Here is a 15,084-nt window from a genome sequence, read left to right as displayed (position 1 = left end):
GTATTTACTTCATGAAACTATTTAGGGTAATCCCGGATAATATATAGGATTACCCTATGATTAAGGTTCAGAAAATTATTTATTTTAACTGAACAAATTGATTATTTATCCCAATAGGCATTATTTTCTCAGGAAAATAAAATAACCTGATGGGATAAGCTCTAAATTTCCTGGAAGCTTTTTGACCAGTTCCAGGCCGTAATCTCAGGGATATTAGGTTTATTGCTTAATTCATTTAGTGCTTTATCAGTAATTGAGAGTTCAGTCTCTTTGAATGATGCAGCAAGAGAATTGAGAGCTTCTTGAGTTTTAATGATTTCATTTGAGGTATTGTGCATGATAATCTCCATTTTATTTCTTAGATGATTAATGAGTGAGTTCATTATTTCCTTCCAATAAGAATATATCATCGGGAAATTCGGTAATTACATCCAGAAGACATAAACTGGATCTTCCAGATGTATCATATAAATAAGGCTTAATATCACCTTTCATTGAATCAAATGGGAAGATTCTTTGACCACTTCCAAGTTGTCATATCCGGGATATCGGTTTTATTGACGAGTTCATCCAATCTCTTTTTTGTAATCGACAATTCTGTACCTTTGAATGATGTGACAAGGTAATTCAATAACTCTTGGTTTTTGCAGGTTTCAGTAGGAATTTTTTGCATGATATTCTCCCGCCCACATTTTCAGATGATTAATACGTGATTGATTATTTCCTTCAAATAAGAATATATTATCGGAAATTTTATTGTTTTATATCCATATGGAAAATGCTGATATCAGCATTTAATTAATAGTACTATATTAAGTGGTTGTCAATGTGCTTTGTTATTTTTTTATGATGTCGTTGGTCAGATATAACCTGGATTTTTAGATATATCAGGCAGGTATCGCTTTGATGGAGATTAATTTTTCGCTAATGAGAATCTACTTAAATCATTATTATTTATATTATTTAAGGTGAAGATATTTACGCTAAGTTTAATATTGTATTATTTATGATATATGACTGAAATATTTCCATAATAAAACATTAAAATTCTCTTTTTGAAGTAAGGGACTCGTCAATATAAATAATCGTATACGGTTAACCCTGTTAAATGTTTTAATATAATCTCATGTTTTTGTTATTTGGCTGACCTTGTTAATCAATCTAAAAGCTGTTTTTTCTGATTAAAACAGAATGGCAGATAAAAAATAGCATCTTGTCAACAATCTGAGATGGTAAAAACTTTTTTACCGTTGGTTGTGTTGGATAAGTAAAGCGCGCCAGTCTTCCCGATTTAACCTGTCTCCTCCCCGAAAGCCCGGCGCTAAAATGTAATGAGTTTTTATTCCACGTCAAGAATACGGCAGGTGTTGGTACTGCCAATGGTTCCCATCTGGTCGCCCTGAGTCACCAGAACAAGGTCGCCGGAAACCAGATAACCTTTGTCTCGCAGGCGGTTAACGGCTTCATTGGCTGCTGTGATGCCGTCAGTATGACTGCTGCAATAAACCGGTGTAACGCCACGGTAAAGTGCTGTCTGGTTTAGGGTTTTCTCATGGCGGGACATAGAGAAAATAGGCAGACCAGAACTGATGCGGGACATTATTCGTGTAGTGCGGCCTGATTCGGTCATTGCGATAATCGCTTTAACACCGCTCAGATGGTTTGCCGCGTACATGGTGGACATGGCAATCGCCTCTTCGGTACTGTCGAAAGTCGTGTCTAGCCGATGTTTGGATACACTGAGCCCTGGCATTTTTTCTGCGCCCAGACAGACCCGCGCCATCGCAGCAACGGTTTCGGCAGGGTATTGGCCCGCTGCGGTTTCAGCGGAGAGCATCACTGCGTCAGTACCATCAAGAACCGCATTTGCCACATCCATAACTTCTGCACGGGTAGGCATTAGGTTGGTAATCATGGATTCCATCATCTGTGTCGCGGTAATCACTACACGATTCAGCTGGCGGGCGCGGCGGATCAGTTTTTTCTGCACACCAACCAGTTCCGGATCACCGATTTCTACGCCGAGGTCACCACGGGCAACCATCACGACATCGGAAGCCAGAATGATTTCATCAATGATTTCATCACTGCTAACGGCTTCTGCACGTTCAACTTTTGCCACGATTTGGGTTTCACAACCGGCATCCCGGGCCAGACGGCGGGCGTAATTGAGATCTTCACCGGTGCGGGGAAAAGAGACAGCCAGGTAATCAACACCGATTCTGGCGGCGGTGATAATGTCTTCTTTATCTTTTTCGGTCAGGGCTTCAGCAGATAAACCGCCGCCCAGTTTGTTGATACCCTTATTGTTGGAGAGCGGGCCACCCACTGTCACTTCCGTGAATACTTTCATTCCCTGAACTTCTAATACTTTCAGTTGAACACGGCCATCATCCAGCAGCAGAATATCGCCCGGGACAACATCAGCGGGTAAGCCTTTGTAATCAATACCGACTTTCTCCTTATCGCCTTCGCCTTTGCTAAGGTTAGCATCAAGCAGAAATTTATCTCCGATATTCAGGAAAATTTTGCCCTCTTTAAATGTTGATACGCGGATTTTAGGTCCCTGAAGATCGCCAAGGATAGCGACATGGCACCCCAGGCGGGCGGCGATCTCGCGGACTTTATTGGCACGCTGGATGTGATCTTCTGCGGTGCCGTGGGAAAAGTTGAGGCGGACTACGTTTGCACCCGCAGTAATAATCTTTTCAAGGTTATTATCGCGGTCAGTAGCCGGACCAAGTGTAGTAACAATCTTAGTTCTTCTGAGCCGTCTAGACATGCATTACTCCGTTGACCTGTTAGTATGCCCACTGCAAAGTCGCAAGCGACTATCGTAGGGCTTGTTGTGACCTGTATCAGCTTATACCGATACTTTTCGCTGTAGTGCCTGTGCTGACAGTTGTCTCTGTAGGGGAACTACAGGGAGAACGTTTTGCACAATCACTATGCCCTGGCGAATTAGTTAACCTTTTTATGACAGATATTTATTGCCGCGTTTCTATCCTATCATGATTTGTTCCCGGTTTATCAATAATCTAATGGTCCTGGCGGGTTTTGGTATTGAAAAGCGGCTACTGGCTACGCAATCGAAAACTGAATGTGTTGAGAGTCAACCCAACAGCGATAGGGCTTTCAGATTGGGGGAAAGTCAATTTTATCAAAACGTGAATTTCGCAGGGCCTCTTTCACTCTTTTCAAGTTATCTCTGAACTTTGCGCCACGGCGCAGGGTAAATCCGGTAGCCAGAACATCTATGACGGTTAATTGAGCAATTCTTGATACCATTGGCATGTAAATGTCCGTATCTTCCGGTACATCCAGAAGTATCGCCAGGGTTGCTTCGCGGGCGAGAGGGGAATCGTGAGAGGTAATGGCGATGACTGTCGCATCATTTTCACGCGCAAGCTGTGCCGCTTCAACCAGGCTTTTGGTTCTGCCGGTATGGGATATCAGCACGACCACATCCCCTTCAGCACTGTTAATACAGCTCATTCGCTGCATCACGATATCGTCAAAATAGATTACCGGAATGTTGAACCGGAAGAATTTATTCATCGCGTCATGAGCAACCGCAGCAGAAGCCCCTAAACCAAAAAATGAAATTTTCCGCGCCTGAGTCAGTAAATCGACAGCCCGGTTAACGGCTGCGATATCCAAATTGTTTTTTACCGTGTCCAGCGTCGCCATGACCGATTCAAAGATCTTATTGGTATAGGCACTGACTGTATCGCTCTCTTCAACATTACGGTTTACATAAGGCGTGCCATTGGCAAGGCTTTGGGCCAGATGGAGTTTGAAGTCAGGAAAACCTTTGGTATCCAGACGACGGCAAAATCGGTTAACGGTGGGTTCACTGACTTCCGCCATTTTTGCCAGTGTTGCGATACTGGAATGAATGGCAGTTTGTGGTGAAGCCAGGATTATCCGCGCCACTTTTTTTTCTGACTTACTCAAGTATTCAATACTGTTTTGAACTCGTTCCAGTGTATTCATAAAACGCAGTGACCTGTGGTTTTAGCGATTTCATTCAGAGGAGAAATCTATGTAAGTTTTATGAAAATATACTACTAGTAATAAATTGAAGCTGGCAGCGGGAAGTCACAATAATCCAATATTTTTCATAAAAGTATGACAAGTGTCTAACTTTCATATTGGTAATTATATTTCATGGAAGTTGGAGAATTACATAAAACTATCACTATCTTAGCCGCGGTGGTACATGTCGCTGATATGAAGGCGAGGGTTATTTGTTATAGCTGTTTACGCGATATAGCCAAAAGGGTACATTATCGGTTAAGGCTGTAACAAAATTACAATATCCCGCAATGAGGAGATACATATGGCGGTTACTTCTACGGCTCAGGCTTGTGATTTAGTTATTTTTGGCGCTAAAGGGGATTTGGCTCGCCGGAAATTATTACCTTCCCTTTATCAGCTTGAGAAAGCGGGTTATATCCACCCAGAAACCCGGATTATCGGTGTTGGCCGGGCGGATTGGGATAAAAAAGCTTATACCCAGGTTGTTGAAGAAGCTCTGAATACATTCTTGCCGGAAAAACTCGATCCAGAATTATGGAAGGCATTGAGCGCGCGTCTGAATTTCTGCAATCTGGATGTTAACCAAAAGGAAGATTTCACCAGACTGAAAAAAATTCTTAAGCAAGATAACCGGCCTGCAATCCACTATTTTGCCATGCCACCGAGTACTTTTGGTTCTGTCTGCCACGGATTGGGACTGGCGGGGCTGAATAAAGAGCCAAACCGGGTTGTCATGGAAAAGCCTTTAGGTACCGATCTTGAATCATCCAGGGCCATCAATGATGAAGTTGCCAAGTATTTTAATGAGTGTCAGGTCTATCGTATTGACCATTATCTGGGTAAAGAAACCGTATTGAATTTGTTGGCGCTGCGGTTTGCCAATTCATTGTTTGTCAATAACTGGGATAACCGGACTATTGATCATGTACAAATTACGGTAGCGGAAGAAGTCGGTATTGAAGGCCGTTGGGGTTATTTTGACCAAGCCGGGCAGATGCGCGATATGATTCAGAATCACCTGTTGCAAATTCTGACGATGATCGCCATGTCTCCTCCGGCAGATCTGACAACGGACCATATCCGTGATGAAAAAGTGAAAGTATTGCGTTCATTGCGCCGTATTGATCACACCAACGTGCGGGAGAAAACGGTACGTGGTCAATATACTGCCGGTTTTGTTCAGGGGAATAAGGTGCCGGGTTATCTGGAGGAAGAGGGGGCGAACCAATCCAGCAGGACTGAAACTTTTGTCTCTATCCGGGTCGATATTGATGATTGGCGCTGGGCTGGGGTTCCTTTCTATCTGAGAACCGGCAAACGTTTGCCAACCAAATGTTCTGAAGTGGTGGTTTATTTCAAAAAACCAGCGTTGAACCTGTTTTCTGAATCTTATCAGCAACTGCCGCAGAACAAACTGACGATTCGCCTGCAACCGGATGAAGGTATTGATATTGAAGTGCTGAACAAAGCTCCGGGGCTTGAGCATAAACATCGTTTGCAAACAACCAAGCTGGATCTGAGTTTCTCTGAAACGTTCAACCATATTCCGCTGGCGGATGCTTATGAGAGATTGTTGCTGGAAGCAATGCGCGGTATTCAGGCGCTGTTTGTCCGTCGTGATGAGGTAGAAGAAGCCTGGAAGTGGGTTGATTCCATTATGAATGCATGGGCTGCGGATAATGATGCGCCTAAGCCTTATCAAGCGGGAACATGGGGGCCGGTTGCTTCTGTTGCCATGATCACCCGTGATGGCCGCTCGTGGAATGAGTTTGAATAACGGATAATGAGTGTGGGATTGTAAATCTTTATATTGAGGCCCAGGCTGCGTTATGAGCGGCTTGGGTTGGTGTCATTAGGATATCGGATATCCCGGTTTTTTCGCTCATTTGTGTTTTCAGTCAAGAAAAGAATAAAATTGAGCAGTTGCTTTCTATTATTCTATATGGTAGAAGTAATAGGCTAAATCACACTATAACTATGAGGATTCTTAGTATATCGTGCGGAATATCAGTGCGATGAAAGAATGAGATATCATGAACAGCGCCAAAAGCGTCCGGTTTCAAAGATCCACCCACATGCTTTTCCTTTCTGCCATTTTATCCAGTGAGCACTACTGGTGTGGTGCATTATAGCGTCTTACTCCTGTTAACCGGTTTTCAACCGGCATTTCTATTTCGTCAAAACGTCAGGTTATTTATTTCTCATCTCATTTGCTGATGAGTTCGGTGTTTTTACTGGCTTGCGTCTTGACGTGCGTATTTGCGTGTTCAGGAGAAAGAAAATGATTTACTGGTTATTCCTTGCAATGGCAATCGTCACTGAAGTTATCGGTACCTTATCGATGAAACATGCCAGCGTTTCAGGTGGGATGGGGGGCATGGCAGTGATGTACATCATGATTGCTACCTCCTATATTTTGCTGGCAATGGCTGTGAAAAAAGTTGCGTTGGGTGTTGCGTATGCGTTGTGGGAAGGGATTGGTATCCTGTTTATTACTGTTTTTAGTGTGATGTGGTTTGATGAATCACTGTCGTTGATGAAAGTGGGCGGTCTGGCTCTGCTGGTGACAGGGATTATGCTGATTAAATCCGGGACTAAAAAAGTGGTAGTCAAAAAATCGACTGAGGCAGTGAAAAAGATGGCAGACAAAGCTGTCGATGCTGCTGTAACTAAAAACAGTAAAATTAAGGAGGCATAAGCATGTTGCAACAATTTGAATGGTGGCATGTTGCGTTCCTGTTTCTTGCTGTCGTGTTGGAAATTTTAGCGAATATTTTATTGAAACTGTCCGATGGTTTCAGACGCCGTTGGATGGGGGGGTTCTCACTGGTTGCTGTCCTTGGGGCGTTTAGTGCGCTTGCCCAGGCGGTGGAAGGAATTGAACTTTCCATCGCTTATGCTTTGTGGGGCGCTTTCGGTATTATCGCAACGATTGCTGCCGGCTGGGTTATGTTTAATCAACGTCTGAATTATAAAGGTTGGGGCGGTATTGTTTTGCTGTTGCTCGGGATGGTAATGATTAAGATGGCGTAGCCGTAAGCGTGACTTAGATTTTAAGTGGTTAATTATAATAAAATGATAGCTTCAGGTAACATTTGATTCTTTCGGGTTAACTGAAGCTTTTTAGTATCTTGGTAACTCTTTGAATGCTCTCAAAACTCTATAGAAAATGGATTTAAAAACTGTCTATGCCAGAGCAATTTTTTATCTATTTCACTTAATTCGGCTTCTTCACAGATATTATCCCAATTATCTTGGATTATTGATATTTGTCTATTGAAGATTTCTTTTGCTTTTTCCTCTGATATATTAAAATTATGTGCAGTTTCTAAACAAGTTCGTAATTGACTTAGATTTTTATTATCAATTATTAGCATCGCTTGAGATGCTTCATTACCAGCTCTACCCTGAGGACATATGTCATAAGCAGGGGTTAAATTTAAACTTTTGCCATCCCAAAATGCGGAATGATTCCGAGCGTGATCATCCGTATTACCACATAATATATTAAAAACTAATCGTGAAAATAGCTCCTCTAATGTCTTTTGGGGATTAGTGAAACTATATCGTATAATTTCGGCTAATTTTTCATAACTAGCATATCTAGCCATCATATCATCTAAGCCAAATAGAGTTAGAGCAGAGACCATTGATTTTCGTAACCAACCGTTTTGAGTATGTTCTCGGTCAAATCGTTTAATGAGTAGTACATCTTTATTTGCAGATGTTGTTAATTTTACTGAGGCAACATTAATGCCGGATAGTTCAGCGAGTCTCATAGCAATAAACTCTGTTTTAACCACACTGTAAAGATCATTGCTTGAGGAAAATTTAGCAACATATTTGCTGTCTTTATCCTCAATGAGTGCTTTGGGACGTGCTCCACCAATTGAACTGCCATGAAAAAGTGCTTGGTCTAATTCTGGTGTTAGTAGTAGACCATTTTCAACTCGTTCTGCTGATTGAATAAGTTCTTCCAGACTGGCATTCTTTATAGATCGGGGAATATATTCGGATGGGGACAATTGAAAATCTAAAGCGCCTATACGGTCAGATCCAGATTCAAGAAGGTACGTTATTTCATTTAATGTAGCAGTTTCTGTATCCGCTCCTTTTAACCCTAATATTTTGTTTATGATAACTCTACGACCCCATGCATCAGGAGATGCGTCGCGGATACAGCCAGGCATTGTTAGATCACTCAATGGGGCTATGATACCTGATTTTAATGGTAATTCCGGTTCATAAATTGAGATAGGTAGCGGTTGGCTATTTAATCTTTCAAGGTAACTTTTACCATAGTTAAATAAAATGCGGCCATTAAATTCTTCTAGGCGGCCAGCCACTACTGGCTCAGTTTGCTCTGGTAACCATATCCAAACATAAACTTCTTTGTTGTTAGAAGTCATCGTATACCACTCTCTTTTCTTCTTGAATGCGTTGTGGTAGCAAAGCCAGCTTATCTCTTGTTTGTTCTATACGTGCTGAGATAGGAAATTTATCCCTTTCAAACAAGTTGATGCCTACAAGGTTAGCTAGCTCAAATGCTAGTCCTATAGAACAGCCCATATCTCCTTTTTCAATTTTTTGCAGTGTAGTTCTGGATATACCTGCACGCTCCGCCAAATTTTTTTCTGACCACCGACGTTGTTTTCTGCCTAGCTTGATTTGCTCTCCGAGTAGTATGGCTGCTTCTTGGGAGAATTTAGAATAAGCTCTATGTTTTGACATACTCCCTCCTTTTGACTTTTATTCTGGTCTTTAATGATTTTAATGAATAGTATAGTGGTCATTAAGATGCTTTGTCAAAATGAGGATGTCAATATTGAATGACCATGATAATGGTCATTCAAAGTGCAAGATTATGGGAGGAGAATTCAATGGATATTCTTAATGATCTCTATGTGATCAACTTATAAAAAGCAGAAGAATATCCCGGAATGAATGTTAAATACCCGCGATAATTTTTATCTCGACTTTGTATTTTGGATTCATTAAATTAGCTGCAACTGTGCAGCGTACAGGCGCACTTCCTGCCACAACCCATGCATCCCAGGCGGCGTTCATGCCGGCAAATTCGTCTCCATCAGCCAGAAAAATAGTGGCATCGATAATTTTGCTTTTATCAGAACCGAGGCGTTGTAGCATGATATCAATCGCGGCCAGTGTATCTGCCGTCTGCTCAGTAATATCACCATCCAGATTCTCCGGTACGCTGGTGTAATAAATTGTCTTATTGTAAACCACAGCTTCGGACCAGCGATCCTGTGGATCAATACGCTCAATTGTCATGGATACTCCTTAAGTTAACTGCCATGTGCCTGATTTTGGGTGGTGATCAGAACACAGTATTGGCATAATCTCCATCCATTCTATTGAAAGAGACAGTTTGTGTCAGACGATTTTGCGAAAAACGGTTCCCTTGCCAAAGCAATAAAAGGTTTCAAACCCCGCGATGCTCAAAAAGAAATGGCAACTGCTATTGAGTGTGCGATTAAAAACCATCAACAATTGGTTGTAGAAGCAGGTACAGGAACAGGTAAGACGTTTGCTTATCTGGCGCCAGCATTGCGTTCTGGGCAAAAAGTGATTATTTCTACAGGTTCTAAAGCATTGCAGGATCAGCTCTATAATCGTGATTTGCCGACTGTCGCTGAAGCAATTAATTTCACCGGTAAACTGGCGCTGTTAAAGGGGCGTTCGAATTATCTTTGCCTGGAACGGCTGGAACAACAGCCGTTTGGTGGGGGACAACTGGAAGCGGACATTCTGTCAGATATCGTCCGGTTGAGAAGCTGGTCTTCACAAACTGAAGAGGGTGATATCAGCACCTGTCATCAGATAGCGGAAGACAGCCAGGTTTGGCCGCTGGTCACCAGTACTAACGATAATTGCCTTGGCAGTGATTGTCCGCGCTATCAGCAGTGCTTTGTTTTGAAAGCGCGTCGCCGGGCAATGGATGCGGATGTTATTGTCGTCAACCATCATCTGTTTATGGCGGATATGGTCGTGAAAGAGACCGGATTTGGTGAGTTGATCCCACAAGTGGAAGTGAAGATATTTGATGAAGCGCACCAGATTCCCGATATCGCCAGCCAGTATTTTGGTCAGCAGTTAAGTAGCCGCCAACTGATGGATCTCGCCAGAGACATTGTTATGGCGTACCGCACAGAAGTACGGGATCAAGCTCAGTTACAGAAGAGCGCGGATCGTCTGAGTCAAAGTACACAGGATTTTCGGCTGGCATTGGGGGAGAATGGCTATCGGGGGAATTTGCGGGAGCTGTTGCAAAATCCGCAGGTGCAACGGGCGCTGGTATTGCTTGATGACGCACTCGAGCTTTGTTATGACGTGATGAAATTGTCGCTGGGGCGTTCAGTTATGCTGGATGCGGCCTTTGAACGGGCGACAATTTACCGTAACCGTCTTAAGCGCCTGAAAGAGGTGACTATCCCCGGTTACAGTTATTGGTTTGAAAGTTATGGTCGCCATTTTCTTCTGGCGTTAACACCTCTGTCTGTCTCTGACAAATTCAGTGAAATGATTAATGAGCAATCAGGTTGCTGGGTTTTCACGTCAGCTACATTATCCGTCAACGAACAGCTTTCACACTTCACCGAACGGCTTGGGCTAAAAGAAGCGAAAACTTTACTGTTGCCAAGTCCATTTGATTATCAAAGTCAGACGTTGCTTTGTGTTCCTCGTCATCTGCCGTCACCGAACCAGCCTGGTGGTGCAAAATGGCTGGCGAGAATACTTAAGCCGCTGATTGAAACTAATAAGGGTTGCTGTTTCTTTTTATGTACGTCACACCAGATGATGCGCAGTTTGGCAGAAGAGTTCCGGGCCAGCATGACGTTACCGGTTTTGGTTCAGGGTGAAACCAGTAAAGGTCAGTTACTTTCTCAGTTTATTTCTGCCGGGAACGCGTTATTGGTGGCAACCAGCAGTTTTTGGGAAGGTGTGGATGTGCGGGGGGATGCGCTTTCCTGTGTCATTATCGATAAGCTGCCTTTTACGGCACCGGATGATCCGCTGTTAAAAGCCCGTATTGAAGATTGCCAGCTTAAAGGCGGTGATGCATTTAATGAAGTTCAGTTGCCAGATGCGGTTATTAGCCTGAAACAGGGTGTCGGGCGGCTTATTCGTGATGTCGATGATTATGGTGTGGTCGTGATTTGTGATAACCGACTGGTGATGCGTCCTTATGGCGAAGTGTTTCTTAATAGTTTGCCTCCTTCACCGCGAACCCGTGATTTGACAAAAGCCATTGCCTTTCTGCAAGCCCGGCAATCTCTGAAGAGCTCTGGTAGGATAGATTAATTATATCTGCTGATTGAGCGAACAATTATGAAACTATGATTCTAGGGTTGTCTAATGAAAAATTAGCCAGAATAATTGAAAAAGGTCATTCAGAACGGCTGTCCGAGGGAAGCACTTAAATGGTTGCCCCATGTTTTTTATGCTCTCGACATCAGCAAGGTGATCTACACCATCAACGCTATCGAATCGCTGAACAGCGTGTCCGGCACACTATCAAAAAGCGCAAAGTGTTCCCGTCAGACGACTCGGTGAAAAAGGTGGTGTGGCTGGTCATCCAGACGGCATCGCAGAAATGGACGATGCCGCTGAAAGACTGGCGAATGGCGATGAGCCGCTTTATCATCGAGTTCGGTCATCGCCGCCACTGTGAACACCACCTGACCAACTACCACCAAACCCCTTCCTGTTTACGCACGAATCCTTACCGTCCCCCAATAACGTTGAAGTAACCTTGGAGAATAGCCATTCTGACAAAAACTCCGTTCTCAGCCTGAGAAAAATAAGCACAATGTACTGAATTATCTAATTCATAAGGAAGCTCATAACCTCGCGGAAGAGGATGCATAATTATGGCGTGGGGATGTAAGTATGAAAGTAGTTCAGGAGTGAGCATCAAATTGGAATCGGGTAAATGATCTGCTGTTTCTTTATAACCCGCCATATAAATAACATCCGCACTACATAACCCCTCTTTTATGTTACGGAGATATTCGTAGGTGACACCCGCTTGACGAAGGTACGCTTCGTCTTCTGGTAAAAGCTTACAATTTTCTTCAGTGCAAAGTAATAATTTTATATTGTGAAACAGGGCTATACAAAAGAGAAGGGAGCGCGCTGATCGGGAAGAGGGGTGACAGCATAATAATAAAGTTAATGATTTATGAAGAGGGAAAGATTGATGAATGGTAAAAATATCAAGCAAAGCCTGCGTTGGATGCTCTGCATTTAATCCTTCACCATTTCCCGCATTTATAACGGGAAGGCGGCTTTTTATACAATAGTTATGTACAGGCTCAACTTTGGCATGGCGCATAACGGCAATATCGGCATACGCATTGATCATTTGTGCAGTATCCGTAAATTTTTCATTCCAGCTTGAACCGGAACGGCTTGACTCACCATCAGCAAAACCTATAATTCTTGCACCAAGACGGTTGGCTGCGCTTTCAAAGCTGAGGCGAGTTCTTGTACTGGCCTGAAAAAAAAGTGAAGCAACAAGGATATCTTCATTTCTTTTTTTTATTTTTTTATCAGGTTTTGATACTTTAAAACTTTGAGCCAGCTCTATAATATTCATTATAGTGTCTAAGTCTAATGATTTAATAGAGAGAAGGTTATCTTTTAGAAAAAAATTTTGCACTGATATCATAACTCACCTCTGGACTTTCATATTAATGATAGATATAAAAAGAACGATAATGAAAAGACCACCAAGCAAAATGGTGTAGGCAGAATTTTGATAGTCCATAGCTGCACCTGTAATCGGAATAGTAATAAAACTACCAATCCGCCAAAATAGACCGACATCCGCATTTGTTGTAAGAAGCGTGCTATTGTAAAAGTTACTGCTAATATTATAGTTGAATTGAGGGACATTTTTATCAAAAAAAACAACCTTTTTAAGCTCATTTAGAAGGATAAGAGATAAATAAAGAAAACGCTTTATGCTCAATTTATTTTTTAAATAATCATTATTATCCCAATAATTTCGCTTTATTGACAAAGGCATTTATTGTCATCCCTTTTTCATTGGCAAGTTCCGCAATGTGTCTATATTATTTTGTAACTAATTATAGTCACAAGACCCAGCGAGTCAAATCTTTGATGATGAGGACTGTTTAAGTATACTTTCGTATTATTGAACTATTATTCAGTCATTTTATATCCTGTGGAGTCTGGGAGGCTGCTTATATTATTGATGCTTTATTACTTAACAAATCCGTCTATCAACCTGATACATTACATGCGGGATACTCAGGGGCAGAGTGAGCTTGTTTTTGCTCTGGCATATCTGCTCGGAATAAAACTTTTTCCCCGGATGAGAAACTGGAGCGATGTAGTGTTTTATCGCCCTTCAAAGGAGCATTTTAGTGATTCAGCGAGTATGCAGTGTAACGTGAGTGAACGCTGAACAGGCCTTGAAAGACGCAATGTGGAGGTCGACCCGCCAAAACTGTGTGTACATATGGCAAGGAGTAATAGCCTTCTTATGGTTGCCAACTGGGTAAAACAAGCCAGGCTATGATAACATAGCGCCTTATTTCAAATCATATTTCTTGCCGAGGTTAAGGCATGTCCACACGAATTCTGGCTATTGATACTGCAACGGAAGCCTGTTCTGTTGCTCTTTTGAATGATGGAGCCGTTCTGGCGCAGTTTGAAATTTCTCCACGTGAACACACACAACGTATTTTACCTATGGTTCAGTCTGTTCTGGCTGAATCGGGTATCAGTTTACAGCAACTTGATGCTTTGGCTTTTGGCCGTGGGCCGGGTAGTTTTACCGGTGTACGTATTGGTGTTGGTATTGCTCAGGGTTTAGCTCTGGGGGCTGAATTGCCGGTTATTGGGGTTTCAACGCTTAATACAATGGCTCAAGGTGTTTTTCGTCTGACAGGGGCAACTCAGGTATTAGCTGCTATTGATGCCCGGATGGGTGAAGTTTACTGGGGCCAATATACCCGAGATCAGAAAGATGAATGGCAAGGGAGTGAAACGGAAGCTGTGCTAAAACCGGAACAGGCACAAACGATCATGGCTTCATTACATGACGAATGGGCTATTGCCGGAACCGGTTGGCAGGCTTATCCTCAGTTGAAGACAAGCCACTTAACGCTGACTGACAGCGGTATCACATTACCTCACGCTGAAGATATGTTACCTCTGGCTGTACAGATGTGGCAGAACGGTGAGATGACAGCCGTAGAACATGCTGAACCGATCTATCTGCGTAATGAAGTGACCTGGAAAAAATTACCGGGTCGTTAAGTATCGGTTGATGAAACTTGTAGTAAAAGAAAATATCAAATAGACATAATTATTTTAAACATATGGTTATTTCAAACATCGTTGTTGGGCCAATTTTCAGGAGAAGGTGGTTATGTTAAGAGTAATAAACTGCCGGACTGGTTTTAAAGCGGCAATTTTGTTAGGTGCTGTCATTCTTACAGGTTGTGCCACTATTCCTGATTCGGTCAAGGGAACATCACCAACGCCAGTTCAGGATCTGCTTTCTGTTAAGAATACACCGGATCTGTTCATCGGCCAGGAAGGGAGATTTGGTGGTAAGGTGCTTGATGTGGTGAATGAAAATAACCGTACTCGCCTGGAAATATCGTCATTACCATTAGCATCCGATGCCAGCCCGAGATTGCATGAGCCTTCCGTCGGCCGTATTTATGCTTATATTAATAATTTCCTTGATCCCAATGACTTTAAAGGAAACTACGTCACTATCGTTGGCCCGGTTATGGGCGTAGAGAAGGGGAAAATTGGCAAGGCGGATTACGCTTATGTTGTGATTAATGTCACGGGTTATCAGCGTTGGAGGATTGCTCAACGGGTATTGATGCCTTCTGGTCCAGGGCCGTGGAACTATTACGGTTATCCCTATTATTCAGGTTGGGGATGGGATAGGTATTATCCCGGCCCAGTGCCTGTTGAGACTATTTTGATTGAGTAAGGTCATTTCAATACCGGGAGCTGTTGTTTTGTTAATGT

Annotated in this window: 15 protein-coding genes and 2 pseudogenes; 8 read left to right on the top strand and 9 right to left on the bottom strand. The window is 42.7% G+C overall.

From position 1 onward, the window contains the following. Positions 1–161 precede the first annotated feature (161 nt). The 4 genes from darA-a to VY86_RS20350 form a co-directional block, all read right to left on the bottom strand. Positions 162–338, bottom strand: a complete 177-nt coding sequence (gene darA-a, locus VY86_RS25000) for a peptide antibiotic darobactin A (RefSeq protein WP_158019998.1) — start codon at positions 336–338, stop codon at positions 162–164. Positions 339–499: 161 nt separating this feature from the next. Continuing rightward, positions 500–673: a darobactin family peptide antibiotic gene (darA, locus tag VY86_RS24995; RefSeq protein WP_158019997.1), complete on the bottom strand. Its 174-nt coding sequence runs from the start codon at positions 671–673 to the stop codon at positions 500–502. A 666-nt stretch (positions 674–1,339) separates the two neighbouring features. Continuing rightward, complete coding sequence (gene pyk / locus VY86_RS20355) at positions 1,340–2,782, bottom strand: pyruvate kinase (RefSeq protein ID WP_046976328.1); 1,443 nt, start codon at positions 2,780–2,782, stop codon at positions 1,340–1,342. A 353-nt stretch (positions 2,783–3,135) separates the two neighbouring features. Next, positions 3,136–3,996, bottom strand: a complete 861-nt coding sequence (locus VY86_RS20350) for a MurR/RpiR family transcriptional regulator (protein WP_036837345.1) — start codon at positions 3,994–3,996, stop codon at positions 3,136–3,138. A 346-nt stretch (positions 3,997–4,342) separates the two neighbouring features. Between VY86_RS20350 and zwf the strand changes: the two genes are divergently transcribed. The 3 genes from zwf to mdtI all read left to right on the top strand — a co-directional run bounded on the left by zwf (position 4,343) and on the right by mdtI (position 7,074). Then, on the top strand, positions 4,343–5,818 hold the full coding sequence (gene zwf, locus VY86_RS20345) for a glucose-6-phosphate dehydrogenase (protein WP_046976327.1): 1,476 nt from the start codon (positions 4,343–4,345) through the stop codon (positions 5,816–5,818). A gap of 504 nt (positions 5,819–6,322) precedes the next feature. Next, positions 6,323–6,739, top strand: coding sequence for a multidrug/spermidine efflux SMR transporter subunit MdtJ (gene mdtJ, locus VY86_RS20340; RefSeq protein ID WP_046976326.1), 417 nt, complete (start codon positions 6,323–6,325; stop codon positions 6,737–6,739). A 2-nt stretch (positions 6,740–6,741) separates the two neighbouring features. Then, on the top strand, positions 6,742–7,074 hold the full coding sequence (mdtI, locus tag VY86_RS20335) for a multidrug/spermidine efflux SMR transporter subunit MdtI (protein ID WP_046976325.1): 333 nt from the start codon (positions 6,742–6,744) through the stop codon (positions 7,072–7,074). A gap of 119 nt (positions 7,075–7,193) precedes the next feature. Here the strand turns inward: mdtI and VY86_RS20330 are convergent, their stop codons facing one another. From VY86_RS20330 to VY86_RS20320, 3 genes are all read right to left on the bottom strand, one after another. Beyond that, positions 7,194–8,450: a type II toxin-antitoxin system HipA family toxin gene (locus VY86_RS20330; protein ID WP_046976324.1), complete on the bottom strand. Its 1,257-nt coding sequence runs from the start codon at positions 8,448–8,450 to the stop codon at positions 7,194–7,196. Beyond that, entirely contained in the window at positions 8,440–8,772 is a 333-nt protein-coding gene (locus tag VY86_RS20325) for a helix-turn-helix transcriptional regulator (protein ID WP_021325817.1), read from the bottom strand. Before VY86_RS20325 ends, VY86_RS20330 begins: the two co-directional genes overlap by 11 nt. 216 nt (positions 8,773–8,988) lie before the next feature. Further along, positions 8,989–9,333, bottom strand: a complete 345-nt coding sequence (locus VY86_RS20320) for a RidA family protein (RefSeq protein ID WP_046976323.1) — start codon at positions 9,331–9,333, stop codon at positions 8,989–8,991. Positions 9,334–9,432: 99 nt separating this feature from the next. Between VY86_RS20320 and VY86_RS20315 the strand changes: the two genes are divergently transcribed. Next, entirely contained in the window at positions 9,433–11,364 is a 1,932-nt protein-coding gene (locus VY86_RS20315) for a DNA repair helicase YoaA (RefSeq protein ID WP_046976322.1), read from the top strand. Between the two features lie 138 nt (positions 11,365–11,502). After that, positions 11,503–11,723, top strand: a pseudogene (locus VY86_RS23760) (transposase); the annotation flags it as partial. 62 nt (positions 11,724–11,785) lie between these two features. Here VY86_RS23760 and VY86_RS20310 read toward each other — a convergent pair. Beyond that, positions 11,786–12,733 carry an aspartate/ornithine carbamoyltransferase family protein gene (locus VY86_RS20310; RefSeq protein ID WP_071881057.1) on the bottom strand — a complete coding sequence of 316 codons (948 nt, stop codon included), beginning with the start codon at positions 12,731–12,733 and terminating at the stop codon, positions 11,786–11,788. 3 nt (positions 12,734–12,736) lie between these two features. Next, complete coding sequence (locus VY86_RS20305; RefSeq protein WP_046976321.1) at positions 12,737–13,093, bottom strand: hypothetical protein; 357 nt, start codon at positions 13,091–13,093, stop codon at positions 12,737–12,739. 137 nt (positions 13,094–13,230) lie between these two features. On the opposite strand from VY86_RS20305, the pseudogene VY86_RS26085 reads away from it, so the two are divergent. The 3 genes and pseudogenes from VY86_RS26085 to VY86_RS20295 form a co-directional block, all read left to right on the top strand. Then, positions 13,231–13,447: pseudogene (locus VY86_RS26085) on the top strand (Tn3 family transposase); the annotation flags it as partial. A gap of 209 nt (positions 13,448–13,656) precedes the next feature. Then, the gene (gene tsaB / locus VY86_RS20300; protein WP_046976320.1) at positions 13,657–14,352 is read left to right on the top strand and encodes a tRNA (adenosine(37)-N6)-threonylcarbamoyltransferase complex dimerization subunit type 1 TsaB; all 696 of its coding nucleotides are present in this window, start codon (positions 13,657–13,659) and stop codon (positions 14,350–14,352) included. 112 nt (positions 14,353–14,464) lie between these two features. After that, a complete protein-coding gene (locus VY86_RS20295) occupies positions 14,465–15,046 on the top strand; it encodes a Slp family lipoprotein (RefSeq protein ID WP_046976319.1) in 582 nt (193 codons plus the stop codon). The last annotated feature ends 38 nt before the right edge of the window (positions 15,047–15,084 follow it).

The sequence above is a fragment of the Photorhabdus thracensis genome, assembly GCF_001010285.1.
GTDB lineage: Bacteria > Pseudomonadota > Gammaproteobacteria > Enterobacterales > Enterobacteriaceae > Photorhabdus > Photorhabdus temperata.
Note: the sequence above shows the minus strand (reverse complement) of the source record. Positions and strands in the feature narration are given on the sequence as shown.